At 69.8% G+C, this 20,971-nt stretch carries 18 protein-coding genes; 13 read left to right on the top strand and 5 right to left on the bottom strand.

The window, feature by feature from the left end; all coding sequences use genetic code 11:
- Positions 1-199: 199 nt before the first annotated feature.
- A complete protein-coding gene (gene dprA, locus H9633_RS10140) occupies positions 200-1,375 on the top strand; it encodes a DNA-processing protein DprA (protein ID WP_191713074.1) in 1,176 nt (391 codons plus the stop codon).
- A gap of 54 nt (positions 1,376-1,429) precedes the next feature.
- Positions 1,430-2,332 carry a tyrosine recombinase XerC gene (locus H9633_RS10135; protein ID WP_191713073.1) on the top strand — a complete coding sequence of 301 codons (903 nt, stop codon included), beginning with the start codon at positions 1,430-1,432 and terminating at the stop codon, positions 2,330-2,332.
- Positions 2,333-2,362: 30 nt separating this feature from the next.
- Here the strand turns inward: H9633_RS10135 and H9633_RS10130 are convergent, their stop codons facing one another.
- Positions 2,363-2,854: a murein hydrolase activator EnvC family protein gene (locus H9633_RS10130; RefSeq protein WP_191713072.1), complete on the bottom strand. Its 492-nt coding sequence runs from the start codon at positions 2,852-2,854 to the stop codon at positions 2,363-2,365.
- 295 nt (positions 2,855-3,149) lie between these two features.
- Here H9633_RS10130 and rpsB point away from each other — a divergent pair, with 295 nt between their 5' ends.
- The 8 genes from rpsB (at position 3,150) to H9633_RS10090 (ending at position 9,133) form a co-directional block, all read left to right on the top strand.
- Complete coding sequence (rpsB, locus tag H9633_RS10125; RefSeq protein WP_071644729.1) at positions 3,150-4,049, top strand: 30S ribosomal protein S2; 900 nt, start codon at positions 3,150-3,152, stop codon at positions 4,047-4,049.
- Between the two features lie 42 nt (positions 4,050-4,091).
- Entirely contained in the window at positions 4,092-4,919 is an 828-nt protein-coding gene (gene tsf, locus H9633_RS10120) for a translation elongation factor Ts (RefSeq protein WP_071644730.1), read from the top strand.
- A gap of 90 nt (positions 4,920-5,009) precedes the next feature.
- Complete coding sequence (gene pyrH / locus H9633_RS10115) at positions 5,010-5,726, top strand: UMP kinase (RefSeq protein WP_191713071.1); 717 nt, start codon at positions 5,010-5,012, stop codon at positions 5,724-5,726.
- A gap of 74 nt (positions 5,727-5,800) precedes the next feature.
- A complete protein-coding gene (gene frr, locus H9633_RS10110; RefSeq protein WP_071644732.1) occupies positions 5,801-6,355 on the top strand; it encodes a ribosome recycling factor in 555 nt (184 codons plus the stop codon).
- A gap of 4 nt (positions 6,356-6,359) precedes the next feature.
- Positions 6,360-7,523 (top strand): phosphatidate cytidylyltransferase, encoded by a 1,164-nt coding sequence (locus H9633_RS10105; RefSeq protein WP_083428808.1) that lies wholly within the window; start codon positions 6,360-6,362, stop codon positions 7,521-7,523.
- Positions 7,523-8,110 carry a DivIVA domain-containing protein gene (locus H9633_RS10100; protein WP_191713070.1) on the top strand — a complete coding sequence of 196 codons (588 nt, stop codon included), beginning with the start codon at positions 7,523-7,525 and terminating at the stop codon, positions 8,108-8,110. The genes H9633_RS10105 and H9633_RS10100 overlap by 1 nt, the downstream gene beginning before the upstream one ends.
- A 60-nt stretch (positions 8,111-8,170) precedes the next feature.
- Positions 8,171-8,836, top strand: coding sequence for an aggregation-promoting factor C-terminal-like domain-containing protein (locus H9633_RS10095; protein ID WP_318247258.1), 666 nt, complete (start codon positions 8,171-8,173; stop codon positions 8,834-8,836).
- A gap of 9 nt (positions 8,837-8,845) precedes the next feature.
- The gene (locus H9633_RS10090; RefSeq protein WP_071644734.1) at positions 8,846-9,133 is read left to right on the top strand and encodes a hypothetical protein; all 288 of its coding nucleotides are present in this window, start codon (positions 8,846-8,848) and stop codon (positions 9,131-9,133) included.
- Between the two features lie 16 nt (positions 9,134-9,149).
- Here the strand turns inward: H9633_RS10090 and H9633_RS10085 are convergent, their stop codons facing one another.
- Complete coding sequence (locus tag H9633_RS10085; RefSeq protein ID WP_191713068.1) at positions 9,150-10,229, bottom strand: AI-2E family transporter; 1,080 nt, start codon at positions 10,227-10,229, stop codon at positions 9,150-9,152.
- Positions 10,230-10,411: 182 nt separating this feature from the next.
- On the opposite strand from H9633_RS10085, the gene H9633_RS10080 reads away from it, so the two are divergent.
- Both H9633_RS10080 and H9633_RS10075 read left to right on the top strand, forming a co-directional pair.
- Complete coding sequence (locus tag H9633_RS10080; protein WP_191713067.1) at positions 10,412-12,295, top strand: glycosyl transferase; 1,884 nt, start codon at positions 10,412-10,414, stop codon at positions 12,293-12,295.
- Positions 12,292-13,236 carry a tetratricopeptide repeat protein gene (locus tag H9633_RS10075; protein ID WP_191713066.1) on the top strand — a complete coding sequence of 315 codons (945 nt, stop codon included), beginning with the start codon at positions 12,292-12,294 and terminating at the stop codon, positions 13,234-13,236. The genes H9633_RS10080 and H9633_RS10075 overlap by 4 nt, the downstream gene beginning before the upstream one ends.
- A gap of 57 nt (positions 13,237-13,293) precedes the next feature.
- Here H9633_RS10075 and glgB read toward each other — a convergent pair whose 3' ends face one another.
- Genes glgB through glgX form a run of 3 tightly spaced genes read right to left on the bottom strand, consistent with a single transcriptional unit; the run spans position 13,294 to position 19,683 of the window.
- Complete coding sequence (glgB, locus tag H9633_RS10070; RefSeq protein WP_191713065.1) at positions 13,294-15,501, bottom strand: 1,4-alpha-glucan branching protein GlgB; 2,208 nt, start codon at positions 15,499-15,501, stop codon at positions 13,294-13,296.
- The gene (locus tag H9633_RS10065) at positions 15,498-17,582 is read right to left on the bottom strand and encodes an alpha-1,4-glucan--maltose-1-phosphate maltosyltransferase (protein ID WP_071644739.1); all 2,085 of its coding nucleotides are present in this window, start codon (positions 17,580-17,582) and stop codon (positions 15,498-15,500) included. Before H9633_RS10065 ends, glgB begins: the two co-directional genes overlap by 4 nt.
- Before the next feature lie 31 nt (positions 17,583-17,613).
- A complete protein-coding gene (glgX, locus tag H9633_RS10060) occupies positions 17,614-19,683 on the bottom strand; it encodes a glycogen debranching protein GlgX (RefSeq protein WP_191713064.1) in 2,070 nt (689 codons plus the stop codon).
- Between the two features lie 98 nt (positions 19,684-19,781).
- Here glgX and H9633_RS10055 point away from each other — a divergent pair, with 98 nt between their 5' ends.
- Positions 19,782-20,936: a cysteine desulfurase family protein gene (locus tag H9633_RS10055; RefSeq protein WP_191713063.1), complete on the top strand. Its 1,155-nt coding sequence runs from the start codon at positions 19,782-19,784 to the stop codon at positions 20,934-20,936.
- The last annotated feature ends 35 nt before the right edge of the window (positions 20,937-20,971 follow it).

Genomic DNA, 20,971 nt, shown 5'->3' with positions numbered 1-20,971 from the left:
GAACCCGGTCGCGGTGGTGTGCATCACGATCCCATCGTCGGGGCAATGCGGCTGTCCGAACTCATCCATTCGTCCATTTTCACATCGGCCACAATCCGGGCTTGCGCATCGCGTGGACCCTGAGCGATCTGGCAGGTCTGTCATCACCCGGAGCCGATCAGCTCGGGCACGCTCTGTTCCTCAAGAAAGGACTTCTGGCATGATCGCGACAGGACTCGAACTGATCGACGACCCGGAGCTGCGTTCGAGCGCTCGCCTGCTGCGTGCCGATGCGGACCCCGCAGAGGTGGCAGCGCGGGTCGCGTGGTCCGTGCTCGTCGAACCCGGAGATGGTGTGGCCGGTGCGCTGCTGCAGGCTCTGGGTGCGGTGCAGGCGCTGCGCACCGCGTTCGGGGAGTCGGGTCTCGTCCCTCCCGGAGTGACAGCGCCCCGGCCTCTGGCGGAGGCGCTGGCGAGGTGGCGGCCTCGCGCGAGCACCCGCGCGGTGCGGGATGCCATGCTCGCCGCGCACAGTGTGGGAGCGCGCCTGCTGCTTCCCGGCGACGAGCTCTGGCCGGACGGACTCGACGACCTCGAGGTCCACCAGCCCGTGCTGCTGTGGGCGCGGGGCGATGTCGACGTGCTGCGCGCAGAGACGGCCGCGGCGATCGTCGGCGCCAGGGCCGCCACGGGGTACGGCGAGAGCACCGCCGCCGAGCTGGCGGGCGACCTCGCGACCGGGGGCACCCTGATCGTGTCGGGAGGCGCCTACGGGATCGACGGCGCCGCGCACCGCGCAGCGCTCGGCGTCGGCGGCGCGACGGCTGCGTTCCTCGCGGGCGGTGTCGACCGGGCGTATCCGATCGGACATCAGCAGCTCTTCGATCGGATCAGGCAGTCCGGCGTGGTGCTCAGCGAGGTGCCCTGCGGATCGGCGCCGACGAAGTGGCGCTTCCTCGCCCGCAACCGGCTCATCGCGGCCGCGACCATGGCGACCGTCGTCGTGGAGGCGGGCTGGCGCAGCGGCACGCTGAACACCGCCGGGCACGCGGCGTCGCTGGCACGCCCGATCGGTGCGGTCCCCGGGCCGATCACCTCCCCGGCATCGGCCGGATGCCATCGGCTGCTGCGGGAGTACGACGCGGTGTGCGTCACGAGCGCTCAGGAGGTCAGAGAGCTGTGGGGGGAGCAGGATGTCACGGCCCGTCCCTCCACCGCCCCGGATCACGACCGCACCAGGCTGTTCGACGCGATGAGCGCCCGCAGCCCCCGCGACCCGGCGGACATCGCGCGCCGCAGCGGACTCTCCGTCGAACGCGTGCGCTCGCTCCTCGGCGTGCTGGCCCTCGAGGGTGCGGTCGCACAGCGGGAGGACGGGTGGGTGCGCAGCGACTGACCGCATCACGGCGCGGCAGTCGGCGATGCCGCCGAGGAGCGGCATGCTGGAGCGGTGCGGTATGCGGACGCGGTGACATCCTTCACGTCGTACCTCGAGCGGGTGCGACGGCTGTCACCGGCGACCGTGCGCGCCTACCGCTCCGACCTCGCCGACCTCGGCGCCGTCGTCGCCGACGTGGACCTGCGCGAGATCGACCTCGAGCTGCTGCGCGAGTGGCTGTGGCGAGCCACCCGACGCGGCGACGCGAGGTCGACGCTCGCTCGACGCGCGGCGGCCGCACGCTCGTTCTTCGGGTGGGCGCACGAGAGCGAACTCATCTCGGTCGATCCCAGCCTGCGCCTCGTGACGCCGAAGCGCTCCAAGACGCTGCCGGTCGTCGCATCCCAGGACGGCATGCGCGACCTGCTCGACCAGCTTCGTGCGGCCGCGGCCGCCGGTGATCCCCTCGCGCTGCGCGACCATGCGATCCTCGAGGCGCTGTACGGCAGCGGCATGCGCGTGTCCGAGCTGTGCGGCGTCGACGTCGACGACGTGGACATGGATCGTCGCACCGTGCGGGTGCTGGGCAAGGGCGCCAAGGAGCGGGTGGTTCCGTACGGCGCGCCCGCCGCCGACGCCATCGGCGCCTACCTGAGCCGAGGGCGCCCGGCGCTGATGGCGCGCGCCGCGCAGTCGACGCCGGCGCTGTTCCTCGGTGCGCGCGGAGCGCGCATCGGCGCCCGCACCGTCTACGCCCTCGTCGCCCGGGTTCTGAGCCCGATCGTCGGCGCCGAGCACGTCGGCCCGCATGCCCTCCGGCACTCCGCAGCCACGCACCTGCTCGACGGCGGGGCCGATCTGCGCGCGGTGCAGGAGATCCTCGGTCACGCGAGCCTCGGCACGACGCAGATCTACACGCACGTGTCGGCTGAGCGTCTGCTCGCCGGATACCGCCTCGCGCATCCGCGCGCGTGACACCCGGCGGATGACCCGGTGCGCGCCCCCTCACCCTTCGCAGCAGGGAAGCAGGACAGCCCTCGGCACTTCGCCGAACAGGGGTAGGGGATTGACGTAGCGTCCGTCGAGCCGGACGCCGACATGCAGCGCGCCGCGCGCGGTATGACCACCTGCCGCCACCGTGCCGATCAGATCCCCGGCCGCCACCGCATCGCCGGGGGACAAGGCCGACGACACCGGCTCCCACGTGCTCACCAGACCCCCGCCATGGTCGATCGTGATCAGCGGCCTGTCGACCACCGTTCCGCGGAACGCCACGACGCCGGGAGCGGGAGCGATGACGTCAGGGCTCGCGCCGACCGCGACGTCCATGCCGCGATGACCTGACCCGTACTCGTGCGCCGGGGCGCGGAAGGGAGCGGCGATCGAGCGGGCGCCGCGCACCGGCCATTCCCACGTTCCGTCGGCTTCGGAGGGACTCGCGCTGCCGCCGAGGGACAGGGCGAGCGAGAGGACGAGGGCGGCCGATCTGGAGCGCATCGACTCACCCTCGCCCATGCCGCGTCGCCGCGTGCGCGGGATGGCGACGGCCGGGGATAAGCCGCCGATTCACGCTCCTGTGCAGGACGTTCGCGGTGGCCCGATCCTGTACACTGGGGGAGCACCTCGAAATCGAGGTGACTACGCGTGCCCACAGCGACTCAGGTCGTGGCATCCACTCCCACAGGTCCCGCTCTTCGAGCGGGCGGGTGTGCGCCGGGTACCAGGACTGCCGGTCGAATCGATCGGCGTATCAACCTCAACGACGCGAGAGCGTCAGAACAAGGAGACGACCATGGCTGTGGTCACCATCCGCCAGCTGCTCGACAGCGGCGTGCACTTCGGACACCAGACCCGCCGGTGGAACCCGAAGGTGAAGCGCTTCATCCTGACCGAGCGCTCGGGCATCCACATCATCGACCTGCAGCAGTCGCTGTCGTACATCGACCAGGCCTACGACTTCGTCAAGGAGACCGTCGCGCGCGGCGGCACCATCCTCTTCGTCGGCACCAAGAAGCAGGCGCAGGAGATCCTCGCCGAGCAGGCCGACCGCGTCGGCCAGCCCTACGTCAACCAGCGCTGGCTGGGTGGCCTCCTCACCAACTTCTCCACCATCGCGAAGCGTCTCGCTCGCATGAAGGAGCTCGAGGAGCTCGACTACGACAACCCCGCGGCTTCCGGCTTCACGAAGAAGGAGCTCCTTCTCAAGAAGCGCGAGCTCGACAAGCTGCACAAGTCGCTCGGCGGCATCCGCAACCTGTCGAAGACCCCGTCGGCTCTGTGGGTCGTCGACGCCAAGCGCGAGCACCTCGCCATCGACGAGGCCAAGAAGCTCGGCATCCCCGTGATCGGCATCCTCGACACGAACGCCGACCCGGACGACTTCCAGTACCCGATCCCCGGCAACGACGACGCGATCCGCTCGGTCTCGCTGCTGACCCGCATCATCGCCGACGCCGCGGCCGAGGGCCTGCAGCAGAAGCACAACCCCGACGCCGGTGACGCCGAGCCGCTCGCCGAGTGGGAGCGCGAGCTGCTCGAGGGCGGCGAGGCTCCGGCCGCCGCTGACGCTCCGGCCGCCGACGAGGCACCCGCGGCCGAGGCCACCGAAGCTGCAGCCACCGAGGCACCCGCCGATGAGGCTCCGGCCGCCGACGCGACGGCTGAGCCCGCCGCCGAGGCAGACGCCAAGTAAGTCACCCCACACGTTCAGATACGAAGCAAGGAGCCACCACACATGGCCAACTTCACCATCGCCGACATCAAGGCGCTGCGCGAGCAGCTCGGCACCGGAATGGTCGACACCAAGAAGGCGCTCGAGGAGGCTGACGGAGACGTCGAGAAGGCCACCGAGATCCTTCGCCTCAAGGGTGCGAAGGGCAACGCGAAGCGCGCCGACCGCTCCACCAGCGAGGGCCTCGTCGTCGCTCGTGAGACCGACGGTGCCGTCACGCTGATCGAGCTCGCCTGCGAGACCGACTTCGTCGCGAAGAACGAGCGCTTCATCACGCTCGCCGAGAAGGTCGCCGACGCCGTCGCGGCCGTCTCCGCGGACTCGATCGAGGCGGCCCTCGCAGCCCCGGCCGGCGACCAGACGGTCGAGCAGCTGATCTCGGACGAGGCAGCCATCATCGGCGAGAAGGTCGAACTGCGTCGCGTGCGCACCATCACCGGCGACGCCGTGTCGGTGTACCTGCACCGCACCAGCAAGGACCTGCCGCCGCAGATCGGTGTCGTCGTCGCGTACAGCGGCTCTGACGCCGAGACCGCGCGCAGCATCGCCCAGCACATCTCGTTCGCGAACCCGTCGTACCTCACCCGTGAGGACGTCCCGGCCGCCGAGGTCGAGAAGGAGCGCGAGATCGTCACCGAGATCTCCCGCAACGAGGGCAAGCCCGAGGCTGCTCTGCCGAAGATCGTCGAGGGTCGCGTCACCGCTTACTTCAAGCAGGTCGCGCTTCTCGAGCAGGACTACGCGAAGGACAACAAGCTGTCCGTGGCCCAGGTCGCGAAGGATGCCGGTATCACCGTCACCGACTTCGCCCGCTTCAAGGTCGGCGCGTAACAACCTCCAGGGGGTTCGGATCTGCGATCCGAACCCCCTTCTTCATGCCCAGAAGGCACTATCTTGAATCGGGACGAGAGGAACCCACCCATGACCGAAGGCACCGGACGCCGGCGCGTCCTCCTGAAGCTCTCCGGCGAAGCGTTCGGCGCAGGCCAGCTGGGCGTCAACCCCGACGTCGTCGGACAGATCGCGCGTGAGATCGCCGCGGCCGTCGACCGCGTCGAGATCGCGATCGTCGTGGGCGGTGGCAACTTCTTCCGCGGGGCCGAGCTCAGCCAGCGCGGGATGGACCGCGGCCGAGCCGACTACATGGGCATGCTCGGCACGGTCATGAACGCCCTCGCCCTGCAGGACTTTCTCGAGCAGGCCGGCGCCGCGACCCGGGTGCAGTCCGCCATCTCGATGACCCAGGTCGCCGAGCCGTACATCCCGCGTCGCGCCGAGCGTCACATGGAGAAGGGGCGCGTCGTCATCTTCGGTGCCGGTGCGGGCCTGCCGTACTTCTCCACCGACACGGTCGCCGCGCAGCGCGCCCTCGAGATCGGAGCGGACGAGGTGCTGGTGGCGAAGAACGGCGTCGACGCCATCTACACGGCCGACCCCAACAAGGACGCCAGCGCCGAGCGCATCGACCGCGTGACCTACCGCGACGCTCTGCAGCGCGGCCTCAAGGTGGTCGACTCCACCGCGTTCAGCCTGTGCATGGACAACAACATGGACATGCGCGTGTTCGGCATGGAGCCGGCGGGCAATGTCACGAAGGCGCTGCTCGGCGAGCCCATCGGAACGCTCGTCACGCCCTGACCGCCTCGTCGCTCAGGGTTCTGCGGCACATCGCCGGATAGAATCGTTCGAAAACCACGACCTAAGGAGCACCCGTGATCGCGGACGTCCTCGCAGATACCACCGCACGCATGACCCGCGCGGTCGACGCCGCCAAGGAGGACTTCGCCACCGTCCGCACCGGGCGCGCGAACCCCCAGCTCTTCCAGAAGCTGATGGTCGACTACTACGGCTCCCCGACGCCGATCGCGCAGCTCGCCTCGATGGCCAACCCCGAGGCGCGCACGCTGATCGTCACCCCGTACGACAAGAGCGCGCTGCGGGCGATCGAGCAGGCCATCCGCGACATGCCGAACCTCGGCGCGAACCCGACCAACGACGGCAACATCGTGCGCGTGACGATGCCCGAGCTGACCGAAGAGCGTCGCAAGGAGTACGTCAAGCTCGTGCGCTCGAAGGGCGAGGACGCCAAGGTGCAGGTGCGCGGGATCCGACGCAAGGCGAAGGATCAGCTCGACGCGCTCAAGAACGACGTGGGCGAAGACGAGATCGCTCGCGGCGAGAAGGAGCTCGACGCGCTGACCCGTCAGTACGTCGACGCGATCGACGACGCGCTCAAGCGCAAAGAGGCAGAGCTGCTCGAGGTCTGACGGCATGGCAGGCGACAGCGATTCCGGCGAACAGCCGCTGACGCGAAGAGAAGCCCGACAGGGCGATGCTCCCGCTGAGGGCGATGAGTCATCGCGCCGCGCTCTCGGCGATTCGGGTGTCGGCGCATCGGACTCGACGCGCCCGCTCGCGGGTGCGTCGTTCCCGGTCTTCGACACCGCCCGCATCCCCCCGCGCCCGCCGATGCCCGCTGAGGACGGCGCGGACTCGCACGCGCTGCGTGAGCAGTGGCGCGCCAGGCGCGGCGAGTTCGAGTCGCACGTGACGCAGGCTCGCGAGCAGTTCGATCAGGCCAACGAGCGGATCAAACAGCGCACCGGCCGCGATCTCATCGTGGCCATCCTCATCGGCGTCGCGTTCGGTGCGGTTCTGATCGCCTCCCTGCTCTTCATCAAGTGGCTGTTCCTGCCGATCGCGATCGCGGCCGGTCTGCTCGGCACCTACGAGCTCACCCGGGCACTTCGCGCGGGCGGTCGCCGTGTGGACATCGCCCCCCAGCTGATCGCGGGTGCGGCGGTGCTGCTCACCGGGCCGTTCGCGGCGCTGTGGCTGAGCTGGGTCGTGCTCATCGCCGCCGTCGCCTTCGTCAGCGTGTGGCGGATGATCGGCCAGATGATCGCCGGCGACGGTCGCACCTACGGTGCGGTGCTCGCCGATGTCGTCGTCGGGGCGTTCGTGCAGGTGTACGTGCCGTTCCTGACCTCGGTCGCGCTCATGCTGCTGAGCCGTGAGAACGGCGAATGGTGGGTGCTCGGCTTCATCGCCGTCGCCGTCGCCGCCGACACATGCGCGTACGCGGCCGGACTCGCGTTCGGCAAGCACCCCATGGCGCCGCGGATCAGCCCCAAGAAGACCTGGGAGGGCTTCGGCGGTGCCGTCGTCGGGTCGCTCGCGGTGGGCGTGCTCCTGGCGATCTTCCTGCTCGAGCTGCCCTGGTGGTGCGGCCTGATCTTCGGCGCGGCGATCCTCATCTGCGCCACGCTCGGCGATCTCGGCGAGTCGATGCTCAAGCGCGACCTCGGCATCAAGGACATGAGCTCCTGGCTTCCCGGCCACGGCGGGCTGCTCGACCGCCTCGACAGCATCCTGCCCTCGACTGTTCCCGCGCTCGCGCTGTATCACCTCCTTACTCCTCTGATCGGATCCTGATGACTGATCCCGGCCTCGAGACGCTCACACGGCCGCACGACGAGACGCCGCCGGCGTTCGCCCTGGCACAGGGCCGCCAGCGCGGGTACCACCGTGCTGCGGTCGACAGCTTCCTCGACTCCGCCCGAGCGGCGTTCGAGGAATCGCGTGCAGATTTCGGCGCGGACGACGTGCGCGCGGCATCCTTCCCGCTGGTCAGGGGCGGGTACGTCATCGCCGAGGTCGACGCCGCGCTCTCGCGGGTGGAGGATGCGTTCGCCCAGCGCGCCCGCGAACGGGCGATCGCCCGCGTCGGAGTGGACGCCTGGGTGGCTCAGGCGCGGGAGGACGCTCAGCAGGTGCTCGATCACCTGAGTCGGCCGCGGAAGAAGCGGTTCGCGCGCACCAGCATCCTGACGTTCGGCTACCAGGTGGACGAGGTCGACCACGTCGGCGACCGCATCGCCGCGTTCCTGCGGGACGGCGAGCCGCTCGATGTCGATCAGGTGCGCGGCGCCGCCTTCCGCATGCAGCGCGGCGGGTATCGCGAGGAGCAGGTGGATGCCCTGCTCGACGCCACGGTGGAAGTCATTCTCTCGGTGCGCTGAGGCGTTCTCGGTGAGTTCTCATGGATGAGGTGTGCAGGTGTGCGTAGACTGATGGCCATCGTGACCCCCGATAACGAATTGATCTCGAACGAGACGCGCCGGCCCGCCTCTCGCTTGAAGAAGAAGACTCAGACCCATCGCCCCGTCAGCGCCGTGCTGGCCGGGCTCGCCGTCGTCGGCATCTCCGCCGCCATGATGGCGCCGAGCGGTGTGGCCGTCGCCGACCCCGAGCCGACCGACGGACCCGTGACCGCCTTCTCGCTCGCCGCCGCCGACACGCAGAGCATCACGGTCTCCGTCGAGGGCGCGGACATCGCGCCCGTGGCCCGCAATGGTTTCGAGGTCTACGTCAAGCCGAAACCCAAGCCGAAACCAGCGCCCGCACCGGTGGCGAAGACCGCATCGGCTCAGAAGAGCAGTGCACCCGCGCAGCCGCGGTACACGGGTGGCGGCTCCAAGGAGCAGTGGATGGCTGCGGCCGGAATCGCGAGCGGCGACTGGGCGTACGTCGACTACATCGTCTCCAAGGAGAGCGGCTGGAATCCGAACGCGACCAACCAGTCGTCCGGCGCGTGCGGGCTCGTGCAGGCGCTGCCCTGCAGCAAGGTGCCCGGCAACGGATACGACCCGGTCGACAACCTCCGCTGGGGCAACGGCTACGCCGTCGGCCGCTACGGCAGCTGGGCCGGAGCGTACGACTTCTGGACGCGCAACCACTGGTGGTGATCGGGCGTCATGCCACGATCCCGTCGACGCCGGCCTGAGCGTCCCGCGTCCGGCGATTCCTTCGACCGGCTTCTGGCGGGGTGGAAGCGCACCGAGACGAAACGGGGCCGGGAGTGGACCGTGCAGCCCATCTCGGCGACGCAGGCGCTCAAGGACTACCGGTGCCCGGGCTGCACGAGCATCATCGCGCCCGGTACCGCCCACGTCGTCGTCTGGCGTGCGGACGGAGTGATGGGCGAGAGCGCCGACCTCGCCGCCCGCCGGCACTGGCATTCGCACTGCTGGCGGGTCGCCTGAGAGCGGCTGCCCCGGCTCAGCGTTCGTTCATCCGAGGGATCAGCACCTGGCGGTAGATGATCAGCACGCTCGCCGCGACCGGGATCGCGATCAGCGCACCGAGGAGCCCGAGCAGGGCGCCGCCGGACAGCGCCGCGATGACGACCACCGCTCCGGGCACCGAGACCGCTCGGCTCATGATGCGCGGGGCGATGAAGTACGCCTCGACCTGCATGTAGATGAGGTAGTAGATCGCCGCGGCCAGCGCCGTCCCCGGCGAGCCGACCCCGGGCAGCAGACAGGCCAGCACGATGATCGTCGACCCGGTCAGGGTTCCGACCAGGGGGATGAGCGAGAAGAAGAAGGCGACGACGGCGAGCACCGCGGTGAACGGCGCGTCGATGATCGACAGGTACACCATGCTCAGCAATCCGTTGATCACACCGAGCGTGACCTGGCCCATCACGTAGTGGCCGACCGAATCGGTGATCTGGTCGGCGATATCGATGAAGCGCTCGCGCCGCGATGCAGGCACCAGCTGGTACACGGCCCGCTTGAGGGACGGCGTCGAGGCCGTCATGTAGATCGTGAGGATCAGCACGATGAAGGCGCCGAACGCCCCGGCCAGCACCGCACCGCCGACGACCCACACACCCTCGCCGATCGTCGTGCTCCACTCGGTCACGCTCTTGGTCCACTGATCGGAGGTGATCCAGCTGTCGATGTAGTCGAAGACGAGGTTGACCTCGAGATTGGGGAAGGCGTCGGTGAGCCAGGCCTTGATGTCGCTCACGGTCTGCTCGCCGTTGACGAACAGCGGCGTGGTGCGCGCCACCAGCTGCGTGATCTGATCGGTGAAGACGGGCAGCACGATCAGGATGACGGCGGCGAACACGCTCAGCACGGCGAGGATGGTCAAGAGCACAGCGGCCCATCGCGGCAGTCCGCGGCGCTCGAGGAAGGTGACGAGCGGGTCGAGTCCGAGACTCAGGAACAGAGCCGTGCCGATATAGAGGATGACGGTCGACAGCGTCTGCACGCCGGTGAGCAGCAGAACGCCCAGACCCACGCCGAGTGTCGCCACCAGCGCGGTGCGAAAGGGACTGTGGATCTTCATGGCTCTCCCGGTCGATCTGCGAAGATCCTAGTTGCTGCACGGTGCGGCGGCGGCGCGACGGGCCGAAGCGCATCCGGCGCAGCGCAGACGGTGGGCTTCGTGGGCAATGCCCAGGTGGTTTCGCTAGTCTGAAACGTCGAGCGGACCGGCGGCGGATGCCCGGTCACGTAAGGAGTTGATTCGTGCGTTTCGTATGGGCCGTCGTGGCCTTCGTGCTGGCCACGGTTCTCATCGGAGCCGGAATTGCTCAGCGCACCATCTTCATGGGCCCCACAGAGCAGACGATGGAGCTGTCAGCCGACGAGGCGCAGCCCTATGTGCTCGTCGACGCCGAGGTGCTCAATGCGCACCCGGGACTGCAGACGCTGCTCGTGCGCGGTGAGGGCCAGATCTTCGTCGCCTACGCCCGTACCGGCGATGCCGAGGCGTGGCTGTCCGACACGAGCTACACGAAGGTCACGCTCGGCAAGGGCGATGAGCCGGTCAGCGAGACCGTCGACGCGCAGCAGGCACCGGCCGGCGGCGGGGAGACGTCGGGGCGCAACCCGGCAGGATCCGATCTCTGGCTGGACTCGTTCGTCGAAGACGACTATCTCGTGACCGAGATGCAGCTGACCCCTGGACACAGCGTGCTCATCGCGCGCGACGGCGTCGAGCCCGCGCCCGAGGACATCGCCGTGAGCTGGGCTCTGGACACGCGCACACCGCTCGCGGGTCCGCTGATGACCGCGGGGGGAGTGCTGCTGCTCGCCGGCCTCGTGCTCTACATCCTGGCCATCCGCCACCAGCGTCGCGGACGCGGTCCGCTGCGCAAGGGCCCAGGGCCGCTGCCGGAGACGCAGCCCATCGAGATGCAGAGCGCCCCGCGCAGAGAAGCCATCGAGGCCGGTGACGGCACCGCCGCCGATCCCGACGGCGCGGCGATCGGTCGAACGGACCCACCCGCCCCGACCTCCGAAGGCGAGGAACAGTCATCCGGGCGTGCGCCGCGCACCGCGCTGCGTCGTCGCCTGGCTCTGGGGCTGCCGGCTCTGACGCTGACCGCAGTGCTCGCGACGGGCTGCTCAGCGGAGTCCTGGCCCGAGTTCGGCGCGCAGACGCCCACGCCGACCCCCACGCCGACGGTGGTGACCCCCGAAGACCAGAAGCCGCCGGTCGTGACGAAGAAGCAGGGCCAGCGCATCGTGTCCGAGATCACCGAAGTCGTGCAGCAGGCAGACGCGGAGCTCGACATCGCGCGCGCGGAGACCCGCCTCGCCGGCGCCGTGCTCGAAGGCCGGCGCACCGAGTACGCCCTCCGCGCGAAGATCGCCGAGCGCACGGAGCCGCTGACGGCACCGCGTGACAAGGTCAAGATCGTGCTGCCTGAGGCGACGGACAGCTGGCCGCGCGCCGTGCTGGCCCTGACCGTCTCCGAGAAGGACGACACCGCAGCGCCCGTGCTGCTGACGATGACGCAGGACGACCCGTGGTCGAACTACCGCATCACCGAGATGGCCGACATGCCGGCGGCTGCCGAGTTCCCCGACGTCGCCCCGGCGTGGCTCGGCACCACGCGGATCCCGGCCGAGTCGCCGTTCCTCGCGCTCGCACCGGAGCAGCTGGCCGAGGCGTTCTCCGACTTCGTCGACAGCGGCGACAAGAGCGAGTTCGCCGGTCGCTTCGACGCCACGGCCGAGAAGCTGGCCCAGAGCATCCGCGACAGCCGCACGGCCATCCTCACCGGGCTCAAGGAGAAGAAGGCCGACACCACGTCGTCGGTCGCGTTCGACATGACCGCACCGGAGGAGACGCCGCTCTCCCTCGCCACTCTGGGCAGCGGTGCGGTCGTGGCCGTGCGGGTCGACGACACCGAGACGATCACCCCGACCTCATCCGATGCGGTGATCCGCATCGGCGAGAATCAGGAGGCGAGTGTGCTGACGGGAGTGAAGGAGTCCGCGAAGGGCTTCACGACGACCTACGGCATCCAGCTCTTCTTCTCGGTGCCCGCGCAGGGCTCCAAGGAGCAGATCCGTCTCCTCGCGTACCATCAGGACCTCCTCAGCGTGAAGGTGAACAAGTGACCGAGATCTCCGCTGCCGCGCTCCGCGGCGCAGTCGACCTGTCCTCTCTGCGCAGCCGTCCGGCAGCCGACCAGGCACCGGCGGGCGCACCAGCCCCGGCTTCGCCGGGTGACGGCCGGCCGGATGTCGTCGTCGATGTGACGGACCAGTCGTTCGGCGAGATCCTCGAGCTGTCCCGCTCGGTTCCCGTCGTGGTCGATCTCTGGGCGGAGTGGTGCGGGCCGTGCAAGCAGCTGAGCCCGATCATCGAGAAGGTGGCGCGCGAGCAGCGCGGACGCGTCGTGCTCGCGAAGGTCGATGTCGACGCGAACCCGCAGATCGCTCAGGCCTTCCGGGCGCAGTCCATCCCGATGGTCGTCGCACTGATCGGCGGACAGCCCGTGCCGATGTTCACCGGAGCGGTCCCCGAGGAGCAGGTGCGCGAGGTCTTCGCACGCCTGCTCGAGGTGGCCGCGCAGAACGGCGTCACCGGGTCGGTCCCGTTCGGCGAAGAGGCACCCGCGGCGGAGGACGATGAGCCGGCGCCGCTGCCGCCTCTGCACGCGGAGGCGTTCGAGGCCATCGAAGCGGGCGACTACGCGCGCGCCATCGGCGCGTACGAGAAGGCCCTGGCGGAGAACCCGCGTGACGAGGATGCGAAGGCGGGTCTCGGCCAGGTACGCCTGCTGCACCGTGTGCAGGGCCTCGACCTGCAGCAGGTCCGCGCAGCCGCGGCTGCCGCGCCGACGGATGTCGACGCGCAGTTCCAGGTCGCCGACCTCGACCTCGCCGGCGGGCATGTCGATGACGCGTTCGACCGACTGCTTGACCTGTTCACCGCCGTCGACGCCGACAGCCGCACGCGCATCCGCGAGCGGCTGGTCGAGCTGTTCGAGCTGATCGGCCCCGCCGACCCGCGCGTGACATCCGCGCGCACCAGGCTCACCTCGCTGCTGTTCTGACCGCACGCCGTGCCCGAACGACCGCGCCCGGCCCCTCAGGGGCCGGGCGCTCGTCGTTCACCAGCGGCTCGGTGTCGGCAGGTGCGGGTCGGGCTGATACCGGAACCACAGGGTCGACAGCGCCGGAAGCGTGACGGTGGCGATCGCCGGAGCGTCGTCGTCCTCCCGGTGCGCGCTGATCATGCCGAGGTTGCCCGCGTCCCCTCCGCCGAAGGCAGCGGCATCCGTGTTCAGGATCTCCTGCCACGATCCCTCGACCGGCAGCGCGAGGCGGTATCCGGTGCGGGTCACGCCCGCGAAGTTCGAGATGACCACCAGACGGCCGCCGTGGGCATCCCGGCGTTCGAACGCGATCACGCTGGGATCCCAGCTGGGCGCCCCCAGTCGCGAGAACGACGAGCTGTCGTTGTCGCGCTCCCAGAGCGGTGCCTGCGCGCGGTACACGGCGTTCAGTGAGCCCACCAGCTGCTGCAGCTGAGCGTGCGACGGCTGATCGAGCAGCCACCAGTCCAGCTCCCGGTCGACCGACCACTCGCCGATCTGACCGAACTCCTGGCCCATGAACAGCAGCTTCTTGCCGGGGTGCCCCCACATGAAGCCGAGATAGGCGCGCAGGTTCGCGAGCCTCTGCGCGTGGTCACCCGGCATGCGCGAGACGAGGCTGCCCTTGCCGTGCACGACCTCGTCGTGGCTGATCGGCAGCATGTAGTTCTCGCCGAAGCCGTAGACGAACGAGAACGTCATCTCGCCCTCGTGGTGCGATCGGTGCAGTGGATCGCGCTTCATGTACTCCAGCGAGTCGTTCATCCAGCCCATGTTCCACTTGAACCCGAAGCCGAGTCCGGCGTGGTCGGTGGGGGCGGTCACGCCGGGGAAGGCGGTGGACTCCTCGGCGATCATGACGATGCCCTTGTGCGTGCGGTAGGCGGTGGCGTTCACCTCCTGCAGGAAGTGGATCGCCTCGAGGTTCTCGCGCCCGCCGTGGATGTTCGGCTCCCACTCGCCGGCCTTGCGTGAGTAGTCGAGGTACAGCATCGACGCGACGGCGTCGACGCGCAGGCCGTCGATGTGGAACTCGCTGAGCCAGAACAGGGCGTTCGCCACGAGGAAGTTGCGCACCTCGCTGCGGCCGTAGTCGAAGACCAGGGTGCCCCAGTCCTGGTGCTCGCCACGTCGCGGATCGGCATGCTCGTACAGTGCGGTGCCGTCGAAGCGCGCCAGCGCGAACGCGTCCTTCGGGAAGTGGCCCGGCACCCAGTCCATGATCACGCCGATACCGGCCTGGTGCAGCCGGTCGACCAGATACCTCAGGTCGTCGGGTGTGCCGAATCGGCTCGTCGCGGCGTAGTAGCCGCTCACCTGATATCCCCACGATCCGCCGAACGGGTGCTCGGCGAGGGGCATGAACTCGACGTGCGTGAAGCCGGTGGCCAGCACGTGCTCGATGAGCGGGTCGGCCGCATCGCGGTAGGTCAGACCCGCACGCCACGAACCGAGGTGCACCTCGTACACCGACATCGGCTGGGCGACGGCGTGGCCGGCGGCCCGCCGGGTGAGCCAGGCGTCGTCGTTCCAGCGGTAGGCGCTCAGCGTGACGACGGAGGCGGTGGCCGGCGGCAGCTCAGCCTCCTGCGCCATCGGGTCGGCCTTCAGCCGCCAGTGCCCGTCGGCGCCGAGGATCTCGTACTTGTAGCGCGCGCCCACCGCGACGCCGGGGACGAACAGCTCCCACACGCCGCTGCCACCCATCGAGCGCATGCTGTGGCCTTCGCCGTTCCAGCCGTTGAAGTCGCCGACCACGCGCATCGACCTGGCGTTCGGAGCCCACACCGCGAAGTCGACCCCCTGCTCCCCGTCCAGAGCGCGCGGGTGCGATCCGAGTACCTCCCAGAGTCGCTCGTGGCGCCCCTCCGCGATGAGGTGGATGTCGAGCTCCCCGACCGCACTGAGGTGTCGGTACGGGTCGCCGACGATGTCCTCGTGACCGCCCTCGTAGGTCGTCGCGATGCGGTACGGCACCGGCGGCCCGCTGTGGCTGCCCTCCCAGATCCCGTGCGCGACATGCGCCAGGTCCAGCCGCGACCCGTCGTCGAAGACCGCCTGAACGGCCTCGGCGAACGGCCGACGTGCACGGATCGCCGTGGTGGTGCGCCCCACGGAATCGGTGCGCGGATGCGCCCCGAGCACGGCGTGCGGATCGTGATGGGTGGATTGCGCCACCGCGATCCACTCCGCCGATGCAGAGACGTCTTCGAGATAGCTCATGATCGCTCCTTCACCTTCAGGATGTGCACCGGCTCGGCGAACGCGTCGAGTCGCACGTAGTTGTGATCGCGCCAGGTCCAGACCGCTCCGGTGAGCAGATCCTCGACCTCGAACTCGTCACCGGGTTCGACACCCCAGACCGTGGTGTCCAGGTGCACCGTCGTCTCGCGCACCGAGTGGGGGTCGACGTTCGCCACCACGATGATGGTGTCGGCCCGTCCGGTGCCGGTGAATGCGGCATCCAGATGCTTGGAGTACACCAGCACGGCGTCGTCGTCGCTCCAGTGCGCGGCGAAGTTGCGGAGCTGACCCAGCGCCGGATGCTCGCGCCGGATCTCGTTCAGGCGTCGCAGCAGCGGCGCGAGGGATTCGCCGCGCTGCTCGGCACCCTCCCAGTCCCGGAACTTGTACTCGTACTTCTCGTTGTCGATGTTCTCCTCGGAGCCGGGCCTGGCCACGTTCTCGATCAGCTCGTAACCCGCGTACACACCCCAGATCGGCGCCGCGGTGGCGGCGATGCAGGCGCGGATGCGGTAGGCGGCCCGTCCGCCGTACTGCAGGTACTCGGTGAGGATGTCGTGCGTGTTCACGAACAGGTTCGGGCGCATGTAGTCGCTCGTCTCGTGCGACACCGAGGTGAGGAACTCCTCGAGCTCGGCCTTGGTGTTGCGCCAGGTGAAGTACGAGTAGCTCTGCTGGAATCCCACCGCGGCGAGCGCGCGCATCACCGCGGGGCGGGTGAACGCCTCGGCCAGGAAGATGACGTCGGGATCCTGGGCGTTGACCTCGGCGATCAGCCACTCCCAGAACTGCAGCGGCTTCGTGTGCGGGTTGTCGACCCGGAAGATCTTCACTCCGAGCCGCACCCAGTGCATGACCACGCGCAGCATCTCGGCGTAGCTGCCGGCCGGGTCGTTGTCGAAGTTGATCGGGTAGATGTCCTGATACTTCTTCGGCGGGTTCTCGGCGTACGCGATGGTTCCGTCGGGGAGGGTGGTGAACCATTCCGGATGCTCGGTCACCCAGGGGTGATCGGGAGACGCCTGCAGCGCGAGATCCAGGGCCACCTCGAGGCCCTCCTTCGCGGCGGCGCGGATGAAGGCGCGCAGGTCCTTCTCGGTGCCGAGCTCGGGGTGGATCGCGTCGTGTCCGCCGTCGGGGGAGCCGATCGCGTACGGCGAGCCCGGATCGCCGGGTTCGGTGGTGAGGGTGTTGTTGCGACCCTTGCGGTTGGTCGTGCCGATCGGATGGATCGGCACGAGGTAGACGACGTCGAAGCCCATGCCGGCCACGCCAGGCAGACGCCTGGCTGCGGTGCGGAACGTTCCGCTCTTCACCGTGCCGTCCTTGCGACGCACCGCGCCCTCGGAGCGGGGGAAGAACTCGTACCAGGCGCCGACGCCCGCCCGGTGACGCTCCACGCGCAGCGGCAGCCAGTCGATCACCGATCCGAGCGAGGCGAGCGGGCGAGCGGTGAACGCTTCGGCCAGCGCCGCGTCGACGGCCACGGCGCGCAGCGACACGGCATCCGCCGTCTTCTGCGCCTTCCGCAGGGTCGTCGCGGCGGCCTTCAGGATGCGGATCTCTGCGGCGGGCCGGTCGGCCTGCCGGGCGGCCGCCGCGAGCAGCTGCACGCCCAGAGCGCACATCACCGGCACGTCGACGCCGGCCACCGCTTTCACGTCGGCGGCGTGCGCCCAGGTGCCGAAGTCGTCTGAGAACGCCTCGAAGCGGTAGCGCCAGTCGCCTGGCAGGTCGAGCGCGACGGTCGTGCGCCAGCGATCGGTGCCGTCCTCGAGCGGGCTGAGCCGGTGCAGCGTCTCGCGCCCATCCGGAGAGGCCAGGCGCAGATGCACGCCGATGAGATCATGCCCCTCGCGGAAGGCCACGACGTCGAAGGGCACGGCCTCTCCGACGAAGGCCTTCGCGGGGTATCCCTGCGGCACATGCGGCGTCGGCGAGAACACCGGGATCCGCCCGGCTCTGAGGCCGGCGAGGTGTGTCGTCTCGGCGGCAGGGCGCAGAGGGATCTGGGCGGGGCTTCTCAGACCCGCAGAGTCACGTGCTGTCGGTGCTGCCACACCTCGAATGTACCGTGCCGGCTGGTGCGCGTCACTCGACCCGGAAGAGCTGCATCGAGGTGCCCGCGATCGGCAGCACCTCGCCCGGTGCGTATCGCCGCTGTTCTGCACGCGGTGCCTCGTCGGCGCTCGACCACAGCGACGTGAAGACGGTGGCGCCGTCGAGCCCCTCGGGCAGCCGGACGTCGATCGGAGCCTCGGTGCCGTGCACGATCAGCAGGATGCGGTTGCTCTCGCCGTCGCGCGGATCGCTCGTCGCGACGTACTGCAGGGTGCGGTGACGGGGGTCGTTCCACTGCTCGGCGGCCATCGTCTCGCCGTTCTGATCGAACCACTCCATCTCCGAGGCCTCGGGGACGTGCTCGCCGAGCACGGCGTATCGCGCAGGTCGCAGCGCGCGGTTCTCCGCTCGCAGACGCGTGAGCAGCGTGACATGCGCGAGCAGATCCCGCTGCCACGGCTCGTGCGACCAGTTCAGCCAGGTGAGGGGGGAGTCGTGACAGTAGGCGTTGTTGTTGCCCTTCTGGGTGCGGCCGAACTCGTCGCCGGCGGTGATCATCGGGATGCCGGCGGAGAGCAGCAGGGTGCCCATCAGGTTGCGCATGGCCCTGCGTCGTGTGGTGAGGATCCCGGGGCTGTCGGTCTCGCCCTCGACCCCGTGGTTGAACGACCGGTTCACGTCGGCGCCGTCGCGGTTGTGCTCGCCGTTGGCCTCGTTGTGCTTGACGTCGTAGCTGACGAGGTCGTGCAGCGTGAAGCCGTCGTGCGCGGTGATGAAGTTGACGCTGGCCAGGGGGCCGCGCTCGGGCGAGTAGGTGTTGGCGGAGCCGGCGAGGCGGTTGGCGAATCCGCCGACGCCGACCGGTGCAGACGCGCGCCGGGCGTAGTCGATGTCGCTCAGCCAGAAGTTGCGGGCACGGTCGCGGTAGCGATCGTTCCACTCGCTCCAGCCGGCAGGGAAGTTGCCCGTCTGCCAGCCTCCCAGTCCGACGTCCCACGGCTCGGCGATGATCTTCACGTCCGCCAGCGCCGGATCCTCGGCGATGGCGCGCAGCAGCGGATGCTCGGGGTCGTACTCGTGGCCGCCGTCGCGGGCGAGGGATGTCGCGAGATCGAACCGGAAGCCGTCGATCTGCATCTCGGTGGCCCAGTACCGCAGCGAGTCGAGCACGAGCCGCGCCGGGGCGTCGGCCGACGTGTCGAGCGTGTTCCCGCAGCCGGTGGTGTCGACGTACGCACCGTCTTCGAGCTGGCGGTAGTAGAGCGCGTTGTCGATGCCGCGGAAGCTGGAGCGAGGCCCGCCGAGGCCCTCCTCGCTGGTGTGGTTGTACACGACGTCGAGGATCACCTCGAGACCGGCCTGGTGCAGCAGCTTGACCATGCCCTTGAACTCGGCGAGCACGGCCTCGGGCCCGCCGCGGCGGGCGGCCTCGGTCGCGTAGGCGGCGTGCGGGGTGAAGAAGTTGAGGGTGTTGTATCCCCAGTAGTTGGTCAGGCCGCGCTCGAGCAGTCGCGGTTCGGGAACGAACGCGTGCACCGGCAGCAGCTCGACGCTCGTGACGCCCAGCTGCGTCAGGTAGTCGGTCATCGCCGGATGCGCGAGGCCGGCGTACGTGCCGTGCAGCGCGGCGGGCACGCCGGGGTGGCGCTTGGTGAGGCCCTTGATGTGGCCCTCGTAGATGACGGTCTCGTCCATCGGCACGGCGGGCTTGCGCACGTCTCCCCAGTCGAAGCCGTCGGCGATGACCACCGAGCGCCACTCCTGATAGCCGCCGCCCTGCGCGAGTCCGCGCGAGTACGGGTCGAGCAGCAGGGTCTCGGAGTTGAACACGTTGCCAGGGCCGAGCGGGCCGTCCACGCGCAGGGCGTAGCGCGTTCCCGGCCGCAGCAGCTCACTCGTCACCTCCCAGATCCCGGCGGTCTGCCGCTCGAGCGGCAGCGTGGCCGTCTCCCAGTCGAGGTCGTCCTCGTCGAAGACGACGAGCTCGACGGACGACGCGTTCCGAGACCAGACGCGCAGCGTCCCGCCGCCCTCGTGCAGGCGCACGCCGAGGTGGTCGAGAGCGTCGCCGCCGAGGGGTGATGCGGGCAGAGCGGGCATGCGCACCAGCCTAGGCGTGCAGACCTCCCGGCGGTGAATCTGCGTCTCCGAGGCCGTGATCCTCAGTCCCGCCGCCGGCGCGATGGGAGGATGGGGTGATGCGGCACTACCTCGATCACGCGGCGACGACCCCGCTGCGCCCCGGTGCACGCGACGCTTGGCTCGCGGCGTCCGAGATCGTCGGCAACGCTTCGTCGACCCACGGCGCCGGCCAGGCCGCGCGTCGTCTGCTCGAGGACTCGCGGGAGCGCGCTGCCGCGGTCGTCGGCTGCGATCCGATCGAGGTCGTGTTCACGTCCGGCGGCACGGAGTCGATCAACACCGCCCTGCGCGGTCTGTGGGGTGCCCGCACCGCAGAGGCTGCGGCGATCGTGCTGCCGGATGCCGAGCATCACGCCACGACGGACACGGTCGCGGCCCTGGCGCGGGAGGGAGCCGTGGTGCGCCCGGTGCCGGTGGACGCCCTCGGGCGGATCGACACGGCGATGTTCGCCGCCGCGCTGGACGGTGCCGCTGTCGCCACCGCGCTCGTCGCGAACAACGAGGTCGGCACGGTCAACGATGCGCGGGCGCTCAGCCTGTCGGCTGCGGCGGCCGGGGTTCCGCTGCATCTCGACGCGGTCTCAGCCTGCGGCCACGTGCCCCTCGTCTTCCGCGATCTGCGGGGCGACGCGTCCGCCGGCACGGGTCTCGTGGCGATGAGCATCGCCGGCCACAAGATCGGGGCCCCCGTCGGAACGGGGATGCTGGTGGTGTCCCGCAGCGCCCGGATCGCACCGCTGCTGCACGGCGGGTCGCAGCAGCGCGGTCTCCGCGCCGGGACGCAGGACGTGCCGGGGGCGGCGGCCCTCGCCGTCGCGCTGGAGGAGGCCGAGGCCGAACGCGAGCGCGAGAGCACCCGGCTCGCCGCGCTGCGCGACCGGCTCATCGCCGGCGTCCTGGCCGCGGTCCCCTCCGCGGCGCTGCTCGGCGATCCGCTCGATCGCCTGCCCGGCAATGCGCACCTGCTGTTCCCGGGAGCGGTGGGGGAGAGCCTGCTGTTCCTGCTCGACATGGCCGGCATCTCGGCATCCACCGGATCCGCCTGCCAGGCCGGCGTCGCCGAGCCCTCCCACGTGGTGCTGGCGATGGGGCGCAGCGAGCAGGACGCCCGAAGCGTGCTGCGGTTAACCCTCGGGGCGACGTCGACGGAGGCGGACGTCGACGCCGTTCTCGTCGCGATCCCGGATGCCGTGTCGCGTGCCTCGCGCTGACGGGAGCCGTCCAGCCGGGCGCTCGTAGACTGGAG

The sequence above is a fragment of the Microbacterium commune genome (assembly GCF_014836945.1).
GTDB classification, from domain to species: Bacteria; Actinomycetota; Actinomycetes; order Actinomycetales; family Microbacteriaceae; genus Microbacterium; species Microbacterium commune.
This window is presented reverse-complemented; position numbering and strand designations above follow the sequence as displayed.